The 18354-nt window shown below is 44.5% G+C and carries 11 protein-coding genes and 2 pseudogenes; 8 read left to right on the top strand and 5 right to left on the bottom strand.

What is annotated here, in order from left to right; translation table 11 throughout:
- Positions 1–28: 28 nt before the first annotated feature.
- From manA to L3V36_RS05195, 3 genes and pseudogenes are all read left to right on the top strand, one after another.
- Positions 29–1246 (top strand): mannose-6-phosphate isomerase, class I, encoded by a 1218-nt coding sequence (gene manA, locus L3V36_RS05205; protein WP_208774324.1) that lies wholly within the window; start codon positions 29–31, stop codon positions 1244–1246.
- Between the two features lie 266 nt (positions 1247–1512).
- Positions 1513–1953: pseudogene (locus tag L3V36_RS05200) on the top strand (PTS sugar transporter subunit IIA).
- A 13-nt stretch (positions 1954–1966) separates the two neighbouring features.
- The gene (locus L3V36_RS05195; RefSeq protein WP_208774325.1) at positions 1967–3379 is read left to right on the top strand and encodes a fructose-specific PTS transporter subunit EIIC; all 1413 of its coding nucleotides are present in this window, start codon (positions 1967–1969) and stop codon (positions 3377–3379) included.
- A gap of 204 nt (positions 3380–3583) precedes the next feature.
- Here the strand turns inward: L3V36_RS05195 and L3V36_RS05190 are convergent, their stop codons facing one another.
- Complete coding sequence (locus L3V36_RS05190; RefSeq protein ID WP_017095116.1) at positions 3584–5089, bottom strand: GGDEF domain-containing phosphodiesterase; 1506 nt, start codon at positions 5087–5089, stop codon at positions 3584–3586.
- A gap of 239 nt (positions 5090–5328) precedes the next feature.
- Between L3V36_RS05190 and L3V36_RS05185 the strand changes: the two are divergent.
- A pseudogene (locus L3V36_RS05185) lies at positions 5329–5678 on the top strand (transposase); the annotation flags it as partial.
- 420 nt (positions 5679–6098) lie between these two features.
- On the opposite strand, the gene L3V36_RS05180 reads toward L3V36_RS05185, so the two are convergent.
- Positions 6099–7724: an ABC transporter substrate-binding protein gene (locus tag L3V36_RS05180; RefSeq protein ID WP_208774327.1), complete on the bottom strand. Its 1626-nt coding sequence runs from the start codon at positions 7722–7724 to the stop codon at positions 6099–6101.
- Positions 7725–7897: 173 nt separating this feature from the next.
- On the opposite strand from L3V36_RS05180, the gene mpaA reads away from it, so the two are divergent.
- Positions 7898–8605 carry a murein tripeptide amidase MpaA gene (gene mpaA / locus L3V36_RS05175; protein WP_102447033.1) on the top strand — a complete coding sequence of 236 codons (708 nt, stop codon included), beginning with the start codon at positions 7898–7900 and terminating at the stop codon, positions 8603–8605.
- 339 nt (positions 8606–8944) lie between these two features.
- On the opposite strand, the gene L3V36_RS23920 is transcribed toward mpaA, so the two are convergent.
- The 3 genes from L3V36_RS23920 to L3V36_RS05135 form a co-directional block, all read right to left on the bottom strand.
- The gene (locus L3V36_RS23920) at positions 8945–11773 is read right to left on the bottom strand and encodes a tetratricopeptide repeat protein (protein ID WP_208774329.1); all 2829 of its coding nucleotides are present in this window, start codon (positions 11771–11773) and stop codon (positions 8945–8947) included.
- Positions 11774–12231: 458 nt separating this feature from the next.
- Entirely contained in the window at positions 12232–12576 is a 345-nt protein-coding gene (locus L3V36_RS05140; RefSeq protein WP_208774331.1) for an SMR family transporter, read from the bottom strand.
- A gap of 209 nt (positions 12577–12785) precedes the next feature.
- Positions 12786–14957 (bottom strand): metallophosphoesterase, encoded by a 2172-nt coding sequence (locus tag L3V36_RS05135; protein WP_102448168.1) that lies wholly within the window; start codon positions 14955–14957, stop codon positions 12786–12788.
- 510 nt (positions 14958–15467) lie between these two features.
- Between L3V36_RS05135 and L3V36_RS05130 the strand changes: the two genes are divergently transcribed.
- The 3 genes from L3V36_RS05130 to L3V36_RS05120 all read left to right on the top strand — a co-directional run bounded on the left by L3V36_RS05130 (position 15468) and on the right by L3V36_RS05120 (position 18265).
- Positions 15468–16616, top strand: coding sequence for an S-(hydroxymethyl)glutathione dehydrogenase/class III alcohol dehydrogenase (locus L3V36_RS05130; RefSeq protein ID WP_102448167.1), 1149 nt, complete (start codon positions 15468–15470; stop codon positions 16614–16616).
- Positions 16617–16932: 316 nt separating this feature from the next.
- Complete coding sequence (gene fghA, locus L3V36_RS05125) at positions 16933–17772, top strand: S-formylglutathione hydrolase (RefSeq protein WP_102448166.1); 840 nt, start codon at positions 16933–16935, stop codon at positions 17770–17772.
- Between the two features lie 160 nt (positions 17773–17932).
- On the top strand, positions 17933–18265 hold the full coding sequence (locus tag L3V36_RS05120) for a multidrug efflux SMR transporter (RefSeq protein WP_009846216.1): 333 nt from the start codon (positions 17933–17935) through the stop codon (positions 18263–18265).
- The last annotated feature ends 89 nt before the right edge of the window (positions 18266–18354 follow it).

Here is an 18354-nt window from a genome sequence, read left to right as displayed (position 1 = left end):
AGCCATGTTTCCCTTCATGGTGATTTCGATGTCTGATTTTTCTTTAGCGAACGACTCGTTCGTACAACGCTTTTTCTACCCTATGACCAACGTGATTCAAAACTACGCATGGGGTAGCCCTTCTTCGTTCAGCCAACTGTTTGGTATTGATAACCAATCTGGTGAGCCACAAGCTGAGATCTGGATGGGTGCTCACCCTAATGGTTGTTCGATGGTGACCGACAATGGTCAGCAGACCACATTGTCTAGCTTGATTTCTAAGAACCTAAACCTGTTTTTAAGCGAGAAAGTCGCAAGTCGCTTTGGCGAACTGCCTTACCTTTTCAAGGTATTAGCGGCTGAGAAAGCGCTCTCGGTTCAAGTTCACCCAAACAAGCAACAAGCGGAATCTGGCTATGCGCTTGAAGAGCAGCAAGGCATTCCGATGACAGCTGGCAACCGCAACTACAAGGATCCCAATCACAAGCCAGAACTGGTGTATGCCCTAACCGACTACACCGCTATGAATGGTTTTAGATCTATCAGCGAGATCCTTGAGCACTTCTATTACCTTGATATTCCCGAACTGCATTCGATGGTTAATGACCTAGCGGGCGACCAAACGCCTAATGGATTAGCGAGCTTCTTCGCGAGCTTATTGTCTTTGCAAGGAGAACAAAAAGGCATGGCGCTGACCATGTTGCTGATGAAGGCCAAGCTTTCAGATGCCCCTGTGTTCCAGTTGATTTCAGAGTTGGAAGCTCAATACCCAGGAGATGTCGGCTTGTTCGCTCCGCTGCTATTGAACGTGATTACCTTAAAGCCGGGTCAAGCCATGTATCTGGATGCCGAGACACCGCACGCTTACATCAAAGGCACGGGCTTAGAAGTCATGGCGAATTCAGACAATGTACTCCGCGCAGGGTTGACGCCTAAGTACATGGATATCAATGAATTAGTCTCTTGTACTCAATTCAATGAAAAGCCTGCCGATAGATTGCTGCTAAGCCCGATAGAGCTAGGTGATGTGATGGAATACCAAATTCCAGTCGAGGATTTTAAGTTCTCTATCGTGCAGAATTCACATCAGAGAAAGATCACCACCGAAGGCGCCGAGATCCTACTACCACTCGACGAGTCCATGGTGCTCACTCATCAATGCGGTGAAACCTGCGTAATTGAGAAAGGCCAATCGGTGTTCATTCCCGCTTACGCTGAGAGTTACAAACTGGATTGCATTGGACGCGTGGCGCGTGCTTACAACTAGCTCTATCAAGTAAATCTAGCTCTCCCGAGTAGATACAAACACTGATCATGCCCTGCTTTGCGGGGCATTTTTCTTCCTACAGAAAGTTATTTCAACCCCGAAGTACACCATCAAATATGACTCATCTCACACTGGATGAATGATACAAATCACACTTAATTTTGCTTGGTACAAATGTACAGTGGAGGGCTTTTATTTGCTATTTCGCGAATCGGGTTAATCCATTAATTTTAATTCAAGAACTTCAATAGTGAATGAGTTAATAAATGATCACACAGCTAACTAACGTCAACTTAATTAATAACAACCTTCAAGCGAATAATAAAAAATAACTATTTGAAGAATTGGCAGGCATGTTATTTGAGAACAACCGAATCAGTAATAAAGAAGCCTTCTTGGCAGACATCGAAATTCGTGAATCTCAAAGCATTACCTCGATGGATGGCATCGCTTACCCACACTCAAAAAGCAAGGCTGTAACTGAGCCAGCGATTGCTATTGGTGTAAAGTGTGAAGGCATTGAGTATGGCGATGAAGACGGCATTAACCCAACCGTATTTTTTATGATTGCCTCACCAGATAACGGTGCTGACCATCATATTTATGTACTACAAGAACTATTTGGAAAATTCAGCGATGAATTTATTCAAGATATCCATAACGCAAAAGACGAACAACAAATCCTTAATATTTTAATTAATTCATAAGGCATAGAAAATTATGAGCACCCTAACAACTCAAGCTACGAATACCAATAATAAAAACAGTAGTAGCGACTTTAAAAAAATCCTTAGTACCATGAAAGGCCACCTGCTTTTCGGAACCTCACACATGCTACCTTTCATCGTAGCCGGTGGTGTTCTATTGGCGTTAGCGGTAATGGCATCAGGCAAAGGTGCGGTTCCTGCAGACGGCTTGCTGGCAGACATCTCTAATATCGGTATCAAAGGCCTTGTTCTTTTCCCAATCATTCTCGGCGGCTTTATTGGTTACTCCATTGCAGATAAACCAGCACTAGCACCTGCCATGATCTCTTCTGGCATCATGGCTGACATGGGCGGCGGTTTCCTTGGCTGTATCGTGGCAGGCTTTATCGCCGGTGGCGTGGTGTTCCAACTTAAGAAGATCCCACTTTCTGCAAACATGACGGCGCTGGGTGCTTACTTCATCTACCCGCTTCTAGGTACGTTAATCTCTGCAGGTGTCGTACTGTGGGGCATCGGTGAGCCAATCAAACTGTTCATGTCTTCAATGAACGAGTTCCTAGCTTCAATGGCTGGCGCATCTAAGATGGTTCTAGGCACAATCCTTGGCGGTATGACTGCGTTTGATATGGGCGGCCCTATCAACAAAGTAGCGACCCTATTTGCTCAAACTCAAGTAGACACGCAACCTTGGCTAATGGGCGGCGTAGGCATCGCGATTTGTACACCACCTCTAGGCATGGCTCTGGCGACTTTCCTTTTCAAAAACAAGTTCTCTAAACAAGAACAAGAAGCGGGTAAAGCAGCAGCAATTATGGGCTCTATCGGTATCTCTGAAGGTGCTATCCCATTCGCAGCGAATGACCCAATGCGCGTACTTCCTTCAATCGTTGCCGGTGGTATCGTTGGTTGTGTGTTTGGCTTCATGACAGACGTTCTACTGCACGCACCGTGGGGCGGCCTAATCACTGCGCCAGTATCAAGCAACATTCCAATGTACGTCGTCGGTATTGCGCTAGGTTCACTGACAACAGCGGTTATCGTTGGTTTCTGGAAACCTGTAGCGGTTGAAACCGAAGAAGACATGGTTGAAGCGCCAGTACAAGCTCAAGCAGCACCTGTAGCAGGCGAAGGCGAGTACGACATCGTAGCTGTAACATGTTGCCCTTCTGGTGTTGCACACACCTTCATGGCAGCGAAAGCACTGGAAAAAGCAGGCTTAGCCGCAGGCCTTAAGATTAAGGTAGAAACTCAAGGCCAAAACGGTATTCAGAACCGCATCACTGACCTAGATGTAGGGAACGCAAGACTGGTTATCTTGGCTCACGATATTCAAGTGAAAGACGCTCACCGCTTTGCTAACGCGAACGTGATTGAGTGTTCAACCAAAGAGGCAATGAAGAAAGCCGCGACTATGGTGGCTATTTAAAACCTAAAGTTATCTAAAGCCAAAGGCTATCTAATAGAATCAATAAATTAGTGAATGCTCACTATTGATAAAGTAACTACCCCCTAGTAACTAAAATCCCCATTCGTCTAGTCAACGAATGGGGATTTCTTATAGTTAGGCCAACAGCATCCTTCTCGATACAAGTCATCTGTATCTCTGTAGCCTAGATGAAAAAGTATTAAGTTATGTTGTTGAACATGGTTCTATTTCAGAGGTGAGACTTTCTTTCAACTGTTTATATGGCATCGGGTAGCCCAGATAATAACCTTGGGCTTGTTCGCAATTTAACGTTTTCAAAATTGACAGTTGTTGAGCATTTTCAACCCCTTCAGCCACAACACTAATGCCAAACCCTCGCGCTATATCAATGATACCAGACGTTATGGCTCTAGAACGATAATCATCTTCTAACCCATTGATGTAACTGCGATCGACTTTGATTTCATCTACATCCAATTTGCTAAATATACCAAAAGACGTGTAGCCAACACCAAAATCATCTATCGAAAAGGACACCCCTTGTTTTTTTAACTTCTGAACAGCGATTGCACACTGATCTATATCTTTCAAAATAGCGGTTTCAGTGATTTCCAGACAAAGTAAGCGAGCGAACTCGGGATCCTTTCGTAGATATTCGTCCAGATGGTTCATGTCATCAACGCTATTTAGCTCTACCGCTGAAATATTGACCGAGACACTATTAAGCGCATTCCCTAGCAAGCCATTAGCCCTAAGTTGTGACGCAGTCTTCTCTAGAACTAACGTAGTCAAATCACGACAAAAATAATTCTCTTCTGCTAGCGCGACAAAGATATCCGGTGAAACGACACCATAGCGCTCATGCGTCCAACGAGACAACACCTCCACACCTACGACGAGTCTACTTTCAATGTTGAATTTAGGCTGAAACACAATATCAATCGCTTTGTCATCAATCGCTTTACGTAATTCTTGCACCATTTCTTGACGTTGACGTTCAAGCTCAGTGAGTTTTGGGTCATGAAATTCAATCGTGTCCTTGCTTTTCTTTGCTTCAGTTAAGGCGTGGGTAGCAGATGCCATGAGTTGCTTGGCATTATTCCCATCCGAGGGGAATAGAGCAGCGCCAATACAGCAAGTGGCATTAATATTATAACGATAAGCACACTGGTTAAATCTACGATGTACGAGGGCAATGTAGGATTCAATATGTTCCGTATGGTTGAGTTTAACCAAGCACGCGAAACCATCTGAGTGCACTCGTGATGAAAGCGGTTGATGCTCTATAGGAAGTTCAATAGATCGTGCGATATCTTTTAAAAATGAATTAGTATTCTCGAATCCGATCTGGTCAGCGACAGATTTGAAGTTATCAATGTCTAATAAGAAGAGGACATAATGGTCACTGGCTTGAGAATTTTTCAGTCTTTTATTTAAATATCGATAAAAGACTGAAGGGCTATGAAGTCCAGTCACACTATCAAGATCGTTAGCGTCCTCTAAATCTCGATTATTTTTCTGGACCATTACCCATAATAAAATAGACGTTAGAATGATAAAGATCAGACCTTTGACTGTCTGAGCTAAGGCATGTTCGTGTAAATTATTTGATAGTGACTCAACTGCGAGATCAGAGAATAAAACCCATAATGATGACAGTATTAAGTAACTGAATACTATGTTGACCGGATATCGTTTTGTCTTGTTCATCGTTAACTGCTATCTCTCAGCCTAATGTGTCATGACTTATATGTTATAAATTGCTCATAACGTAGCACTAACATAATTAGCAATCTACTATTCACGCTTTTATTTTTAACCTTAGTTTATCAACTCTGGTCGTCATTCTGGGCGAAGGAAAGCTCATAAGGACTTGGTTACGTAATTCAGTGGAACTAAACGAAGAACCTACAATCTGATCAGCTACATTCATTCCCCCTCGTAGCCGTATACTTAAACCTCGAGACAAAACAACCAACTGGAAGCAATACAATCAACCAGTCATTAACCGTGGTTCTCTGGCCTTCTAGATTAATGAAGAAACGGTAAGTGACTGGACGCAAAGCAAACAGAATAAACGCGGGAGGTCACGTCGATTAACTGATTTATCTGTCGCGACAGTACTCATAGTGAAACGCGTGTTTTCTATGCAAATGAGAGCGCTGCGAAGATTTATAGGAAAGAGCGGTATGGACACCACAGACGTTCACTTTCAGAAACAGCGATGTATCGAGGTAAACCGTTGATAGGATGGCGATTGAACTAAAGAAATTACAATGTACAGGTGGGGAAATTTACATGATGATAGAAAGCGTTGAACAAGCTTACTGGGTTAGGTATGCCTGAAACTTGTCGTATTAACTAAAAAACACACGAAACGGGGGTGACTCTGTCTCTAAACCGAATTACGCAACAAAGCCTTCACTAGAATAATAGCTATGATATATCCCCCCTTAGTAGGTTTGAAAAAGGTGTTTATCGAAATAAAAATATCAAAGGGGATATTATACTTAACGTATCCAACGTCTATTTAACTCTATGAAAATGCATATCGCTAATTACCTGTTTCGATTCATAATAATTGAGTTAGGTTTCAACGCTTTTCTATTCTAGTGACCGATTAATGACGAAGGGACGTTGATCAGATATTTATGATCACCGTCCCTTTTCTTCTATCTCTTATATCTATGCGTTAGGCCTGAACTCGCATTTGGCCTATCTATTCTTTGATATAGAGGTCCTTAGAATAGATGCGCCCTTCAACGTTGTTCTTCGCAAAGCCACCAACACTTGGTCGCACTAGGCGAGCCTGCATGTAGTAGTAGATTGGCGCGATAGGCATATCTTCAGCCAGTAACTGTTCTGCTTTGTCATAGAAACCTTGGCGATCTTGCTCATTGGTTGCGGCCAATGCACTGTCCATCGCTGCGTCATACTTGTCATTGTTGTAACGCGCAAAGTTACCCGAAGACTCAGAGCGCAATAGGCTCAAGAAGGTCGATGCTTCATTGTAGTCACCACACCAAGACGCGCGCATCACATCAAAATCACCTTGGCGACGTGATACTAGGTAAGACTTCCATTCTTGGTTTTCCAACTCAACTTGCGCGCCTAGGTTGCCTTTGAGCATTGAAGCGATAGCCACTGCAATCGACTTGTTCGACTCACTGGTGTTGTAGAGCAATTTGAAGTCCAATGAGTTAGAAGCATCGTACCCCGCTTCTTTCAACAGTTCTTTTGCCTTTTGGTCACGCTCCTTTTGAGTCCATGTGCTGTATTCAGGCTGAGTCGCATCAAAGCCAGCCGTGTACTCATGAGCAAAGGTATAAGCCGGTAGGTTACCCACCTGAGTGACACCATTGGTGATGACGTCACGCATCATCGAATAAGACACCGCTTTACGCACTCTCGCGTCATCAAACGGAGGTCGTGTGGTATTGAATGCGTAGTAATAAGTACACAGTAGAGGGACGGCGGTATAAGCGTCTTGATACTTTGTTTTCAGCTGTTGTGCCATATGTGTTGGTACGTCAGAAGTGATATCCACCTCGCCCACCGCATAACGGTTAATCGAAGCGTTTTGGTTTTCGAACGGAATGTAAGTCACTTGGGTTAGATTGGTATCTGAACTAGCCCAATAGTTAGGGTTCTTCTTCAATTCAATACGTTCATTAATAACCCACTCGTCCAAAACAAACGCGCCATTACCGATAAACTGCTTAGGGTCACTCCATGGCTTATCGCTGTTTTCTAGCGTTGCCTTATGAACGGGCATCATCGATGTATGGCCTGTCATCGCCACAAAGTAAGGTACCTTGCTATCGAGCTCGAACTTCACCGTGTGCTTGTCGACAGCGGAAATACCGAGCTCTTCAACGGGCTTCTTACCTTCTGCTACGTCAGCAATGTTGTTGATTTTGGTAAGCTTGAGATACCACACGTTTGGCGAAGCGAGTTTCGGGTCGACCGCGCGTCTTAACGCATACACGAAATCATCGGCCGTCACCGGATCGCCATTCGACCATTTCGCGTCTTTACGCAGGTGGAATACAAACGTCTGGTTGTCTTCGGTTTCCCAAGATTCCGCGACACCTGGAGTAATATTGCCGTCGCGATCTTGAATCACTAAACCCTCGAATAGGTCGCGTAGAATGTGCATCTCCGGCAGGCCTTCTGCTTTTGCAGGATCAAGCGTCGCCGCTTCTGCATCATTAGCACGAACTAAGTGTTGGTCTTTTGCCAGCGAAACACCGGCAGGTAAGGTTTCAGCAACGGCAGTCACTGATATAAAAGGGGTCAATAAAGATGAAATGAGTAAAGCCGTTGAATGTTTTTTAAAATCCATGTTTGTTTGCTCTCCTAGCCTATCTTTGAAGCAAGTAATAAAATTAACAATGCGACGGTTGACGAGTTTTGACGCTATGGTTTATTTAAAGGGGTTCATCTAATGGACTTAGTTAATGATTAATATAGCCAATAGTGAATACTTGATAGTACTTGATCAATCAGGAGATTAAGGTGAGTTTAATTCCAAGAACGGAAAGAGCTGCGTTTTCAATAAAGCCGCTGTCATATGGAAAATCAGTGTTGGGTGCGCCTTTGCTCTACTTCCCCGCGCAAATAGAAAGCGAATCTCGCGGGCTGATTTTAGCAGGCACACACGGTGATGAAACGGCTTCAATCGCAGGTTTGTCTTGCGCCCTGAGAAGCTTGCCAGCCGCCAATTTACGACACGATGTGATCTTATCGATGAACCCAGATGGCAACCAGTTAGGCACTCGCGCCAACGCCAACCAAGTCGATCTGAACCGCGCCTTCCCAACTCAAAACTGGACAGAAAACGGTACCGTCTATCGCTGGAGTTCTCACACGCCGGTCAGAGACGTAAAAGTGAAAACGGGACAAGCCAACCAACTTGAACCTGAAGTGCAGTCACTCATCAACCTCATTGAGCAGCGCCAACCCAAGTTCGTCATCTCTTTCCACGAACCGCTCGCTATGGTCGACGACCCAACCCAATCTGAACTCGCCATTTGGCTAGGCAAGCAGTTCAACCTACCGCTCGTTGAAGACGTTGATTACGAAACCCCAGGCTCATTCGGCACATGGTGTCAGGAAAGAAACCTGCCGTGCATTACTGTAGAGCTGCCGCCAGTATCTGCGGATCTGACTATCGAACAGTATTTAGATGCGTTTGTGGCAGTGTTGGGGTGTGAGGAAGGGTAGACCTGCTCATTGTTGGACAAAAGTGTCTCAGGACTTACTCTAAATTAGCAATTCGTGGATAACTAAAGGTATGAATAAGTGAGTATTGGAGAGCGAGCGCGATGCGTAAAATCGCACTAATAAAAGGTTGGTTTAGATGCCGACTAAATGCGGTTCCGCTCAAACCACTATTATTGAGTAAAAAGCCTTTAGCGGGGGAGCTAGTAGAAATTCACCCTTCGAATTGACTTTGTAGTGTAAAAACGGCTCCCTATCGGGAGCCTGTCATATGTCTAAATCTCGGTGCGGATTAAGTGCAGTTAAGTTCAATCAACTATTGACGTTGCATGAAGGTTGTATTTAATTACATCGAATGTAATCAGATTCCAAACATATTTTAGCTCTTTTTTTCGCCTCATTGACATCGATTAATGTCATTCTTTTAGTCATTATATCAAAGTCGTTTTGCATCCCTTCCTTGCCATTATATTGAGCTAATTTTAACCACATGTAAGATGTTTTATCGTTTTTAGTCACACCTTTACCTTCTGCGTACATTGACCCAAGATTGTATTGAGCTGTCGCAAGTCCTTGCTCAGCTGCCTTTGTGTACAAAGACACCGCTTTTTTTTCATCTCGAGAAACACCGGTGCCCTTTGCGTACATAACACCTAGATTGTTTTGAGCATCTACATCACCCTGCTCCATGGCCTTTCTATACCAAGACACCGCCTCTTTATAGTCCTGAGAAACACCTCGACCTTCTGCGTACATAACGCCTAGATTGTTTTGAGCTGTCGCAAGTCCTTGCTTAGCGGCCTTTCCGTACCAAGACACCGCCTCTTTATCACCTTGAGAAACACCGATGCCTTCATCGTACATCCACCCTAAATGGTTTTGAGATCTCGCATGCCCCTGCTCTGCAGCCTTTTCATACCAATACACCGCTTCTTTATCGTCTTGAGAAACACCCGCACCTTGCTCGTAAGACATTCCAAGGTTATGTTGAGCATCTACAACCCCCTGCTCAGCGGCCTTTTTATACCAAAACACCGCTTCTTTATCATCTCGGGAAACACCTCGGCCTTCTCCGTACATAACGCCTAGATTGTTTTGAGCTAGCGCATGTCCTTGCTCGACAGCCTTTTTATACCAAGACACCGCTTCTTTATAGTCCTGAGAAACACCTAGGCCTTTTTCGTGCATAATGCCTAGATTGTTTTGAGCTAGCGCAAGTCCTTGCTCAGTGGCTTTTCTATACCAAGATACTGCTTCTTCATAATTTTGAGAGATACCTCGACCTTCTACGTACATGCTGCCTAGATTGTTTTGAGCTAGCGCATGCCCTTGCTCAGCGGCCTTTCTAAACCACAACACCGCTTCTTCATAATCTTGAATTACACCCACACCTCGTTCGTAAGACAATCCAAGATTATATTGAGCATCCATAGCACCCTGCTCAATGGCTTTTCTATACCAAGACACCGCTTCTTCATAATTTTGAGAAACACCTCGACCTTCTGAGTACATGGTGCCTAGATTGTTTTGAGCTAGCGCGTGTCCTTGCTCAGCGGCCTTTCTATACCAAGACACCGCCTCCTTATCATCTTGAGAAACACCTCGGCCTTCTCTGTACATAACGCCTAAATTGTTTTGAGCATCAACAGAACCCTGCTGAATGGCTTTTCTGAACCATGACACCGCTTCTTTGTCATCTTGAGAGACACCTCTGCCTTCTGCGTACATAACACCTAGATTGTTTTGAGCTAGCACATGCCCTTGCTCGGCAGCCTTTCTATACCAAGACACCGCCTCTTTATCATCTTGAGAAACACCTTGGCCTTTTTCGTACATCCATCCTAAATTGGTTTGAGCTCTCGTATAACCCTGCTCAGCGGCCTTTCTATACCAATACACCGCCTCCTTATCACCTTGAGAAACACCTCTGCCTTCGTCGTACATAATGCCTAGATTATTTTGGGCTCTCGCATACCCCTGCTCTGCGGCCTGTCTATACCAAGACACAGCCTCTTTATCACCTTGAGAAACGCCTGTGCCTTCGTCGTACATAATACCTAGATTGTTTTGGGCTCTCGCATACCCCTGCTCTGCGGCCTTTCTATACCAAGACACCGCCTCTTTATCATCTTGGGAAACACCTCTGCCTTCGTCGTACATCCACCCTAAGTTGGTTTGAGCTCTCGCGTACCCCTGCTCAGCGGCCTTTCTATACCAAGACACCGCCTCTTTATCATCTTGAGAAACACCTCGGCCTTCTTTATACATCCATCCTAAGTTAGTTTGAGCTCTCGCATGTCCTTGCTCAGCGGCCTTTCTATACCAAGACACCGCTTCTTTGTTATCTAAGGAAACACCGATGCCTTTTTCGTACATCCATCCTAAGTTAGTTTGAGCTCTTACATACCCCTGTTCAGCGGCCTTTCTATACCAAGACACCGCCTCTTTGTCATCTTGAGAGACACCTCGGCCATTTTCGTACATCCATCCTAAATTGGTTTGAGCTCTAGCGTACCCCTGCTCAGCGGCCTTTCTATACCAAGACACCGCCTCTTTATCATCTTGAGAGACACCTCGGCCTTCGTCGTACATCCATCCTAAATTGTTTTGAGCGCTCGCCTCCCCCTGCTCAGCTGCCTTTTTATACCAAGACACCGCCTCTTTATCATCTTGAGAAATACCTCGGCCTTCTTTATACATCCATCCTAAGTTAGTTTGAGCTCTCGCGTACCCCTGCTCTGCGGCCTTTCTATACCAAGACACTGATTCTTCATAATCTTGGGAAACACCTCGGCCTTCGTCGTACATCCATCCTAAATTGGTTTGAGCTCTTGCATACCCCTGCTCCGCGGCCTTTCTATACCAAGACACCGCCTCTTCATAATCTTGGGAAACACCTCTGCCTTTTTTGTACATCCGTCCTAAATTGGTTTGAGCTCTTGCATGCCCTTGCTCTGCGGCCTTTCTATACCAAGACACTGCTTGTGTATCGTCCTGAGATACACCTTTTCCGTCTTCATACATAACGCCTAGATTAAATTGACCATGAGCGTCCCCTTGCTCTGCCTGTTGAAAGTATGCAGCTTTTTTTGCTTCAATATCTTCTTGATGTCGATCTTGAGTGCACCCAGCCAAGCTAATAGAAACTATTAAGAAAATTAAAATTCGCATCTCTGACTCTGTTGTATAAGTAATAATTATTATTTATGTGTGTAACTTGTGATTTCCACAAAATCTATGACAAGTAGTAGCAAAGTCGCTATAGCGACCTTTAAATAGCAAGTAATAAAATAATGCGATCTTCTCTTTGTGACTTTTTATAAAATCAATAAGTTAGAAGAAAGTCAATCGAGTGGGTTGCTTATTGTTGCATATGTTGAATATTTACTGCGTTTGAGTGAATTCTAGTCGGGAAAGGCTCGTCGCTAAATTGTGTAGAGTATTCAATCTGTCAAATAAACGGGCAGGGATGTACCAGTCGAGAATCAACCAACTCGACTATTGAGAAGTTAACTAGGAATAAGTTCTTGAGGGTTAAACTTAACAAGTTCAGTAGCTGAAACTCCTGTGTTGCGTACATAACGAGTCACAAAGTTGTGCCCCCCTCACGCATAACACAACTAGCTCCCCTAATGACTCACCGACGTCGAAAACAAGTTAATAATCACAACACCTGCCAAAATCAAAGCGATACCGATGACCGCGAAGATATCGAGTTTTTGCCCGTAGACCAGCCAAGACAATGCTGCGACTAATACAATCCCTGCCCCACACCAAATCGCATACGCCACACCCAAAGACATGGTTTGCACCGTGAGAGACAACAGATAGAAAGCAAAGCCATAACCGACCAGCACTGCGGCAGTCGCGGGCAAAGAAGTAAACTTTTGCGTTTTAGGTAATAGAGAAGTTGCGACAACTTCAAGCACGATGGCAAGTGACAGCATCACTGGAGGTGGGAGAGATAAAAGCATGTTTGAGTCCACAACAATAAAATACGGCGCTCAGAATATTGTAGTTTTATTTCCGATTCATGCGATTTTCAGCAAGTAATTATCATGATGCACCTTAAAAATTCTTAGGTGTAATTCTCGATTAAACCTACGCTCAGACAAACAAAAGAGCCCACTAACTCATGGCAAGCAGGCTCTTCATCAATCTAATCATCTAATCGGTAAGACACTTAATTTGCTGACGTTGAGCCTCTTAGAATATTGCGTTTAACTTCACCTTTAAGATCGGTCAGGGTTTGCTGGTCGACATCAATCAAGAAGTGATCACTCGCTTGGCCTGTTGCGAATTTTTCAAGAATCACGAACAAGCTACCAAAACGAGAGCGGAATACCTCTCCCACGGTATATTGGCCAAGATCACCTAGCTCTGAATCCACCGTGCCATCAAAGTCGGCAAGCTCGCGGCTTAGCAGTTCGTATTGGCGCAGTTGTGTTTCACCGATATCACGGAACGCCAGTTCGTCTGCGTTACGTAGTCGATAGAAATCTGTCGCTAGTAGCTCACCGCTCCACTCTGCAAAGTCAGCTAAGCTTAACCCCTCAGTAGATGCCAAAAACTCAGCTTCTACTTTGGCTGCCTGCCAATCTTTCTGGAACTGTTCCTCATCAACGACACCATTTGCAGTACAGCCTTCAACTGGAGAACCCAACTTGTCGGCTAATTGACAAACCGTGAACTGCGTTTCTAGTTGAGACATGATCATCATCTCTTCACCGTTCATGTGCATGATCATTTCACGCATTTCGATTGGCCAATCACTAGGAAGGAAACGTAAGCGCGTTAATTCACGGATATGCCAGTCAGTCAGTTCGTAGTAGCTCTCTGAATCCAGAATATCTTTGTTCCAGATCTTAGCTTCTGCATCAGGATCTCCATTTGCAGCTTGAGTAAGGTATGCATGCTCTTCTTCGTAGTGACTAAACAGTTCGTTGTAACGTTCGACTTGATCGATAACCACAGTCTCGACCTCAATTTGGTTATCAGGGCGAATATTCAACAGCTTATAGGCTGGAATATAGCCCGCTAACGATGGCGCTTGGATATTAAAGAGCGTGTGCTGAACACCATCGATATTGAAGCTTTTCTTACCAGTATCGTTAAAGTGCATATGACCGCCAACGTGGATATTCAATCCTGTTGCAGCAAGTGCACGACTGGTATTGTCATCTGGTTCACGAGCCAGTTGATGGCTTCCTTCACCAAACAGATCTTCAATCTCTTCAGAGGCACCGTTGTAGAAATCTGTCATTGGGAAGTGCGAGAAGGAAACAAGCGTCTTATTCTGCTCTTTCGCTGCTTTTACTACATCAGAGATCCAATCGATCACATGTTCTTTGTGAGTCAGCATCATGTTGTAGCCAGCGCTGCTTGATCCATCAAACGTGTTTCCGTCTACAGAGCTATCAGACGAATTTTCTTTAGGGCGATAAACATTCGCGTCAATGGCCAACAGCCACAAGCCTTTAACTGGCTCGACTAAGTAACTGGTATCCGGCACTTCAGAACAACTAGAGTAGCCATTCTCTTTATAACTACCACCTGTTCCTTCATAACAGATCTCGTACATGCGCTTATCAAAAGCTGCTTCTTCTTTCGCTAATTCATAGCTGTAATTGGTACGAGCTTGCGCACTGCTATAAGGGGTTTCAAAGTAGAGATAATCTTGCTGAGGGTAGAAGCCGTGAGTGCCAAGGATACTCATGATCTCTTCATAGCCCCACTCACGCACTTCTTCAGTACATATGGTTGCTAGGTTATCGCCGTCACCGGGAATAGTTGTCCACTCAGCTTCATAGCCAACACACTCTTCTTTACCGCGACTATAAATACGTTGGTTCTTACCCCCTTCACCTAAAAAGTCGGACTTACCCGCAGGGATAGTAAATGGCCTCACTGGATCGTGGTTGCCTGGGGCTGCAAAAAATTCAAGGCCGTACGTGTCGCGGTAGTGATCAAAAATGCTTACTAAACCACGCATATGAATGGGTTGGCCGTCATCACTGAAGTCACCCGGCAGGGCTACGTACTTCACGCCACGCTCAACCACATCATCTAGCGCCGCAATCATCGCGAAGTAGTTTTCGTTGAATAGACGAGTAGAGTTCATCTGAGACTCCATCGTTCTGATCGTTGCATTCTTACCACTGATTGCATTCGGCAACCCTGCGAACGAGCCGTCCTGAAAATCACCGTAAACATCATGGAAATGGATATCAGGCATGAACGCCACTTGCACTGCGCTGTCCATATTGCCGCTGTCATCACTTGGTGAACTTGAATTGCAACCAACCAGAGCTGCTGCTATCAAGCCTGAAAGTACGGTCAATGTACTCTTTTTCATTTTCTCTTCCCAAAAAGTTAGAACTCAAAATTTGGCGAGGAGATTAGGTGAGAAAAATGACACTATTGTTTCTGATATCTTACAAAACGTCGCATACAGAGTGCTTATGCGATATTGCTTCAATCCTCATAATTCAATTGGTTAGTAACGATTATGAGTATTAATGACTCTATCGTACGAATCAGTTATTAATATATAAGCCGCCATAAGATAACCACTAAAACATCAATGAAAGATATATATTCAGACGATTTGGATAAGTAGCCCGCTATCAAAAACCGACTCGATCCGAATAAAGTAATCACTGGGAAAACAGATCAGCTTTCCACACCAATTATTACAAATACGTAATAATCATTTTCCATTTCGAGGGATTATCAAAACATGCACTCACACCTATACTAGCTCCAACAAAACGAGAGAGCGGAAACAATTAAGCTCAACTACTCTTAACGGGTTGAAGCTAATTGCACAGTTATCCGCTGTACTGACATATATAGGAAACATCCAATGACAATCGAAATTAAACCTGGTCAAACGCATATCAAATCAAAAGCAATGGTTGCATGGGCAGCTGGCGAGCCACTAAAAATGGAAGAAGTTGATGTACAACTTCCTAAAGCTGGTGAGGTTCTAGTTCGCATCGTTGCTACTGGTGTTTGTCACACTGACGCATTCACATTATCAGGTGACGATCCAGAAGGTATCTTCCCTTCAATTCTTGGTCACGAAGGTGGCGGCATCGTTGAGATGATCGGCGAAGGCGTTACAAGTGTTGAGATTGGCGACCACGTTATTCCACTTTACACAGCTGAATGTGGCGAATGTAAGTTCTGTACATCTGGCAAAACTAACCTATGCCAAGCCGTTCGTGAAACGCAAGGTAAAGGCCTGATGCCAGACGGTACAAGCCGCTTCTCTATCAATGGCGAAACAATTTTCCATTACATGGGTTGCTCTACTTTCTCTGAGTACACAGTACTTCCAGAAATCTCTCTAGCGAAAGTAAGCAAAGAAGCACCACTTGAAGAAGTTTGTCTTCTAGGTTGTGGGGTAACAACAGGTATGGGCGCTGTACTGAACACAGCCAAAGTTGAAAAAGGCGACAACGTTGCTGTATTCGGCCTAGGTGGTATCGGTCTTTCTGCAATCATTGGTGCTCGTATGGCTGGTGCTGACCGCATCATCGGTGTAGATATCAACGAGAGCAAATTCGAGCTAGCAAAACAGCTTGGCGCGACTGACTGCATCAACCCAACTAAATTCGACAAGCCAATCCAAGACGTTATCGTTGAGATGACAGACGGCGGTGTTGAGTACTCGTTCGAGTGTATCGGTAACGTAAACGTGATGCGTCAAGCACTTGAGTGCTGTCACAAAGGTTGGGGCGAATCAGTAATCATTGGTGTTGCAGGTGCAGGCCAAGAGATCTCAACTCGTCCATTCCAACTAGTGACTGGTCGTGTATGGCGTGGTTCTGCTTTCGGTGGTGTTAAAGGCCGCTCTGAGCTTCCAGAAATCGTTAACCGTTACATGGCAGGTGAGTTTGGCCTGCAAGAGTTCATTACTCACACTATGGGTCTGCAAGACGTAAACGAAGCATTCGACCTAATGCACAAAGGTGAATCTATCCGTACTGTTCTACATATGGATAAATAATACTAATCGTAGTAAATAACTGGTCATTCTAGCTTGTTAAAACACTCGATAACGGCGTTAGAAATTTTGATTGTAGAATAACTACTTATCGAAAATTTCTGCCTTGTTCTCAAGCCTTTTTCCTGCGCTATTTATGACCATCTACTTACTGTGATTGGTATAACACCTCTTGGTCTCGATACTTAGGTGTCGAGGCCAAAGTTATAAATAAAAAGCAACAAACTGTCTTCACCACCTCCTGCCCGGTGGGTGGTGAAACTTTAAATGATATAGACATGTTATTCCCCAAAACCATCAACCTAACGGAGCACAATAGATGACAATCGAAAACATTAGCCAAGCAAAGGTTGCTGGTGGTTGGCACAAACAATACACCCACTTTTCTGCAACGCTTGACTGCAACATGCGTTTTGCGATTTTCTTGCCGCCAAATGCAAGCAAAGAAAACCCAGTTCCTGTTTTGTATTGGTTATCAGGCTTAACCTGTACCGATGAAAATTTCATGCAAAAAGCCGGCGCATTCAAAGCTGCGGCTGAGCAAGGTATTGCGATTGTCGCACCCGATACTAGCCCACGTGGCGAAGGCGTTGCCGACAATGAAAGCTACGATCTAGGCCAAGGCGCAGGCTTCTATGTGAATGCCACTCAAGCACCATGGGACAGCCATTACCATATGTACGATTACGTGGTAACAGAGCTCCCAGCTTTGATTGAGTCTTTCTTCCCTGTGACTTCAGTGAAATCTATTTCTGGTCACAGCATGGGCGGACACGGTGCCCTAACGATTGGCATCAAGAACGAAGATAGCTACCGTTCTATCTCTGCATTCAGCCCAATCACTAACCCAATGCAATGCCCTTGGGGACAAAAAGCATTCAACCAATATCTAGGCTTAGATATTGAAGAGTGGAAGCACTACGATGCCTCTGAACTTCTAAAAACCAAAGGCACGAAGCTGCCAATGTTGGTTGACCAAGGTGAAGCCGATAACTTCTTGATTGAGCAGCTTAAGCCTGAGCAATTAGTTGAAGCCGCTAAGGTAACCAATGCCGATTTAGAGCTACGTATGCAGCCAGGTTACGACCACAGCTACTACTTCATCTCTAGCTTTATTCATGAGCATATTGAGTTCCACGCTGCTTACCTAAACAAGTAGTCACACCGATTTAGCCCACACCTTGCAAAAGCGTGAGGTGTGGGCTTTTTTGTGCCTGCTATTTGGGCGAGCCCGCTGTTACTTGATAGCAGCAACAACGATTCACACTTTCAAGCACCCCGCTATACCAACAAAAACAATACGAACAAAAGGTACGATTATGAGCTGGTTTTTCTTAATGATGGGCGTGATGGCAGAAGCACTTTCTCACGTAGCACTTAAAGCAACCGACGGTTTCAGCTTGTCTAAACCTATCCCTGCTTTATTGGTGATTTCAGGACACTTGGCGGCATTTCTATTTTTGAGCCAAGCTATGAAAGGGATGCCAGTTGGTGTGGTTCACTCTTTGTGGGCAGGTTTAGCTATCGTGACAGTGAGTCTGATTTCTACGTTCGTTTACCGCCAGCACCTCGATACCATGGTGTGGATCGGCATGTTATTCGTTGCGGCTGGTGTTGTGATGATCAACCTGTCGCAAGGTCACTCGCACTAGTGTAGATAGTGACTTATGAACAGTGTATCAATTCGTTCAAACTTCCTAACAGACAGGAGTCGCCTTCACTTATTCATACTCTTACAATC

The sequence above is a fragment of the Vibrio sp. G-C-1 genome, from assembly GCF_021728015.1.
GTDB classification, from domain to species: Bacteria; Pseudomonadota; Gammaproteobacteria; order Enterobacterales; family Vibrionaceae; genus Vibrio; species Vibrio splendidus.
The sequence above is the reverse complement of the archived record's forward strand: the minus strand, read 5'-3'. Positions and strand labels throughout refer to the sequence as shown.

Bases quoted from the DNA above. Each gene is read 5' to 3' on its own strand.
- L3V36_RS05195 (WP_208774325.1), top strand. From the start codon at position 1,967: ATGAGCACCCTAACAACTCAAGCTACGAATACCAATAATAAAAACAGT.
- L3V36_RS05135 (WP_102448168.1), bottom strand. From the start codon at position 14,957: ATGAAAAAGAGTACATTGACCGTACTTTCAGGCTTGATAGCAGCAGCT.
- L3V36_RS05140 (WP_208774331.1), bottom strand. From the start codon at position 12,576: ATGCTTTTATCTCTCCCACCTCCAGTGATGCTGTCACTTGCCATCGTG.
- L3V36_RS05180 (WP_208774327.1), bottom strand. From the start codon at position 7,724: ATGGATTTTAAAAAACATTCAACGGCTTTACTCATTTCATCTTTATTG.
- fghA (WP_102448166.1), top strand. From the start codon at position 16,933: ATGACAATCGAAAACATTAGCCAAGCAAAGGTTGCTGGTGGTTGGCAC.
- manA (WP_208774324.1), top strand. From the start codon at position 29: ATGTCTGATTTTTCTTTAGCGAACGACTCGTTCGTACAACGCTTTTTC.
- L3V36_RS05120 (WP_009846216.1), top strand. From the start codon at position 17,933: ATGAGCTGGTTTTTCTTAATGATGGGCGTGATGGCAGAAGCACTTTCT.
- L3V36_RS05130 (WP_102448167.1), top strand. From the start codon at position 15,468: ATGACAATCGAAATTAAACCTGGTCAAACGCATATCAAATCAAAAGCA.
- L3V36_RS23920 (WP_208774329.1), bottom strand. From the start codon at position 11,773: ATGCGAATTTTAATTTTCTTAATAGTTTCTATTAGCTTGGCTGGGTGC.
- L3V36_RS05190 (WP_017095116.1), bottom strand. From the start codon at position 5,089: ATGAACAAGACAAAACGATATCCGGTCAACATAGTATTCAGTTACTTA.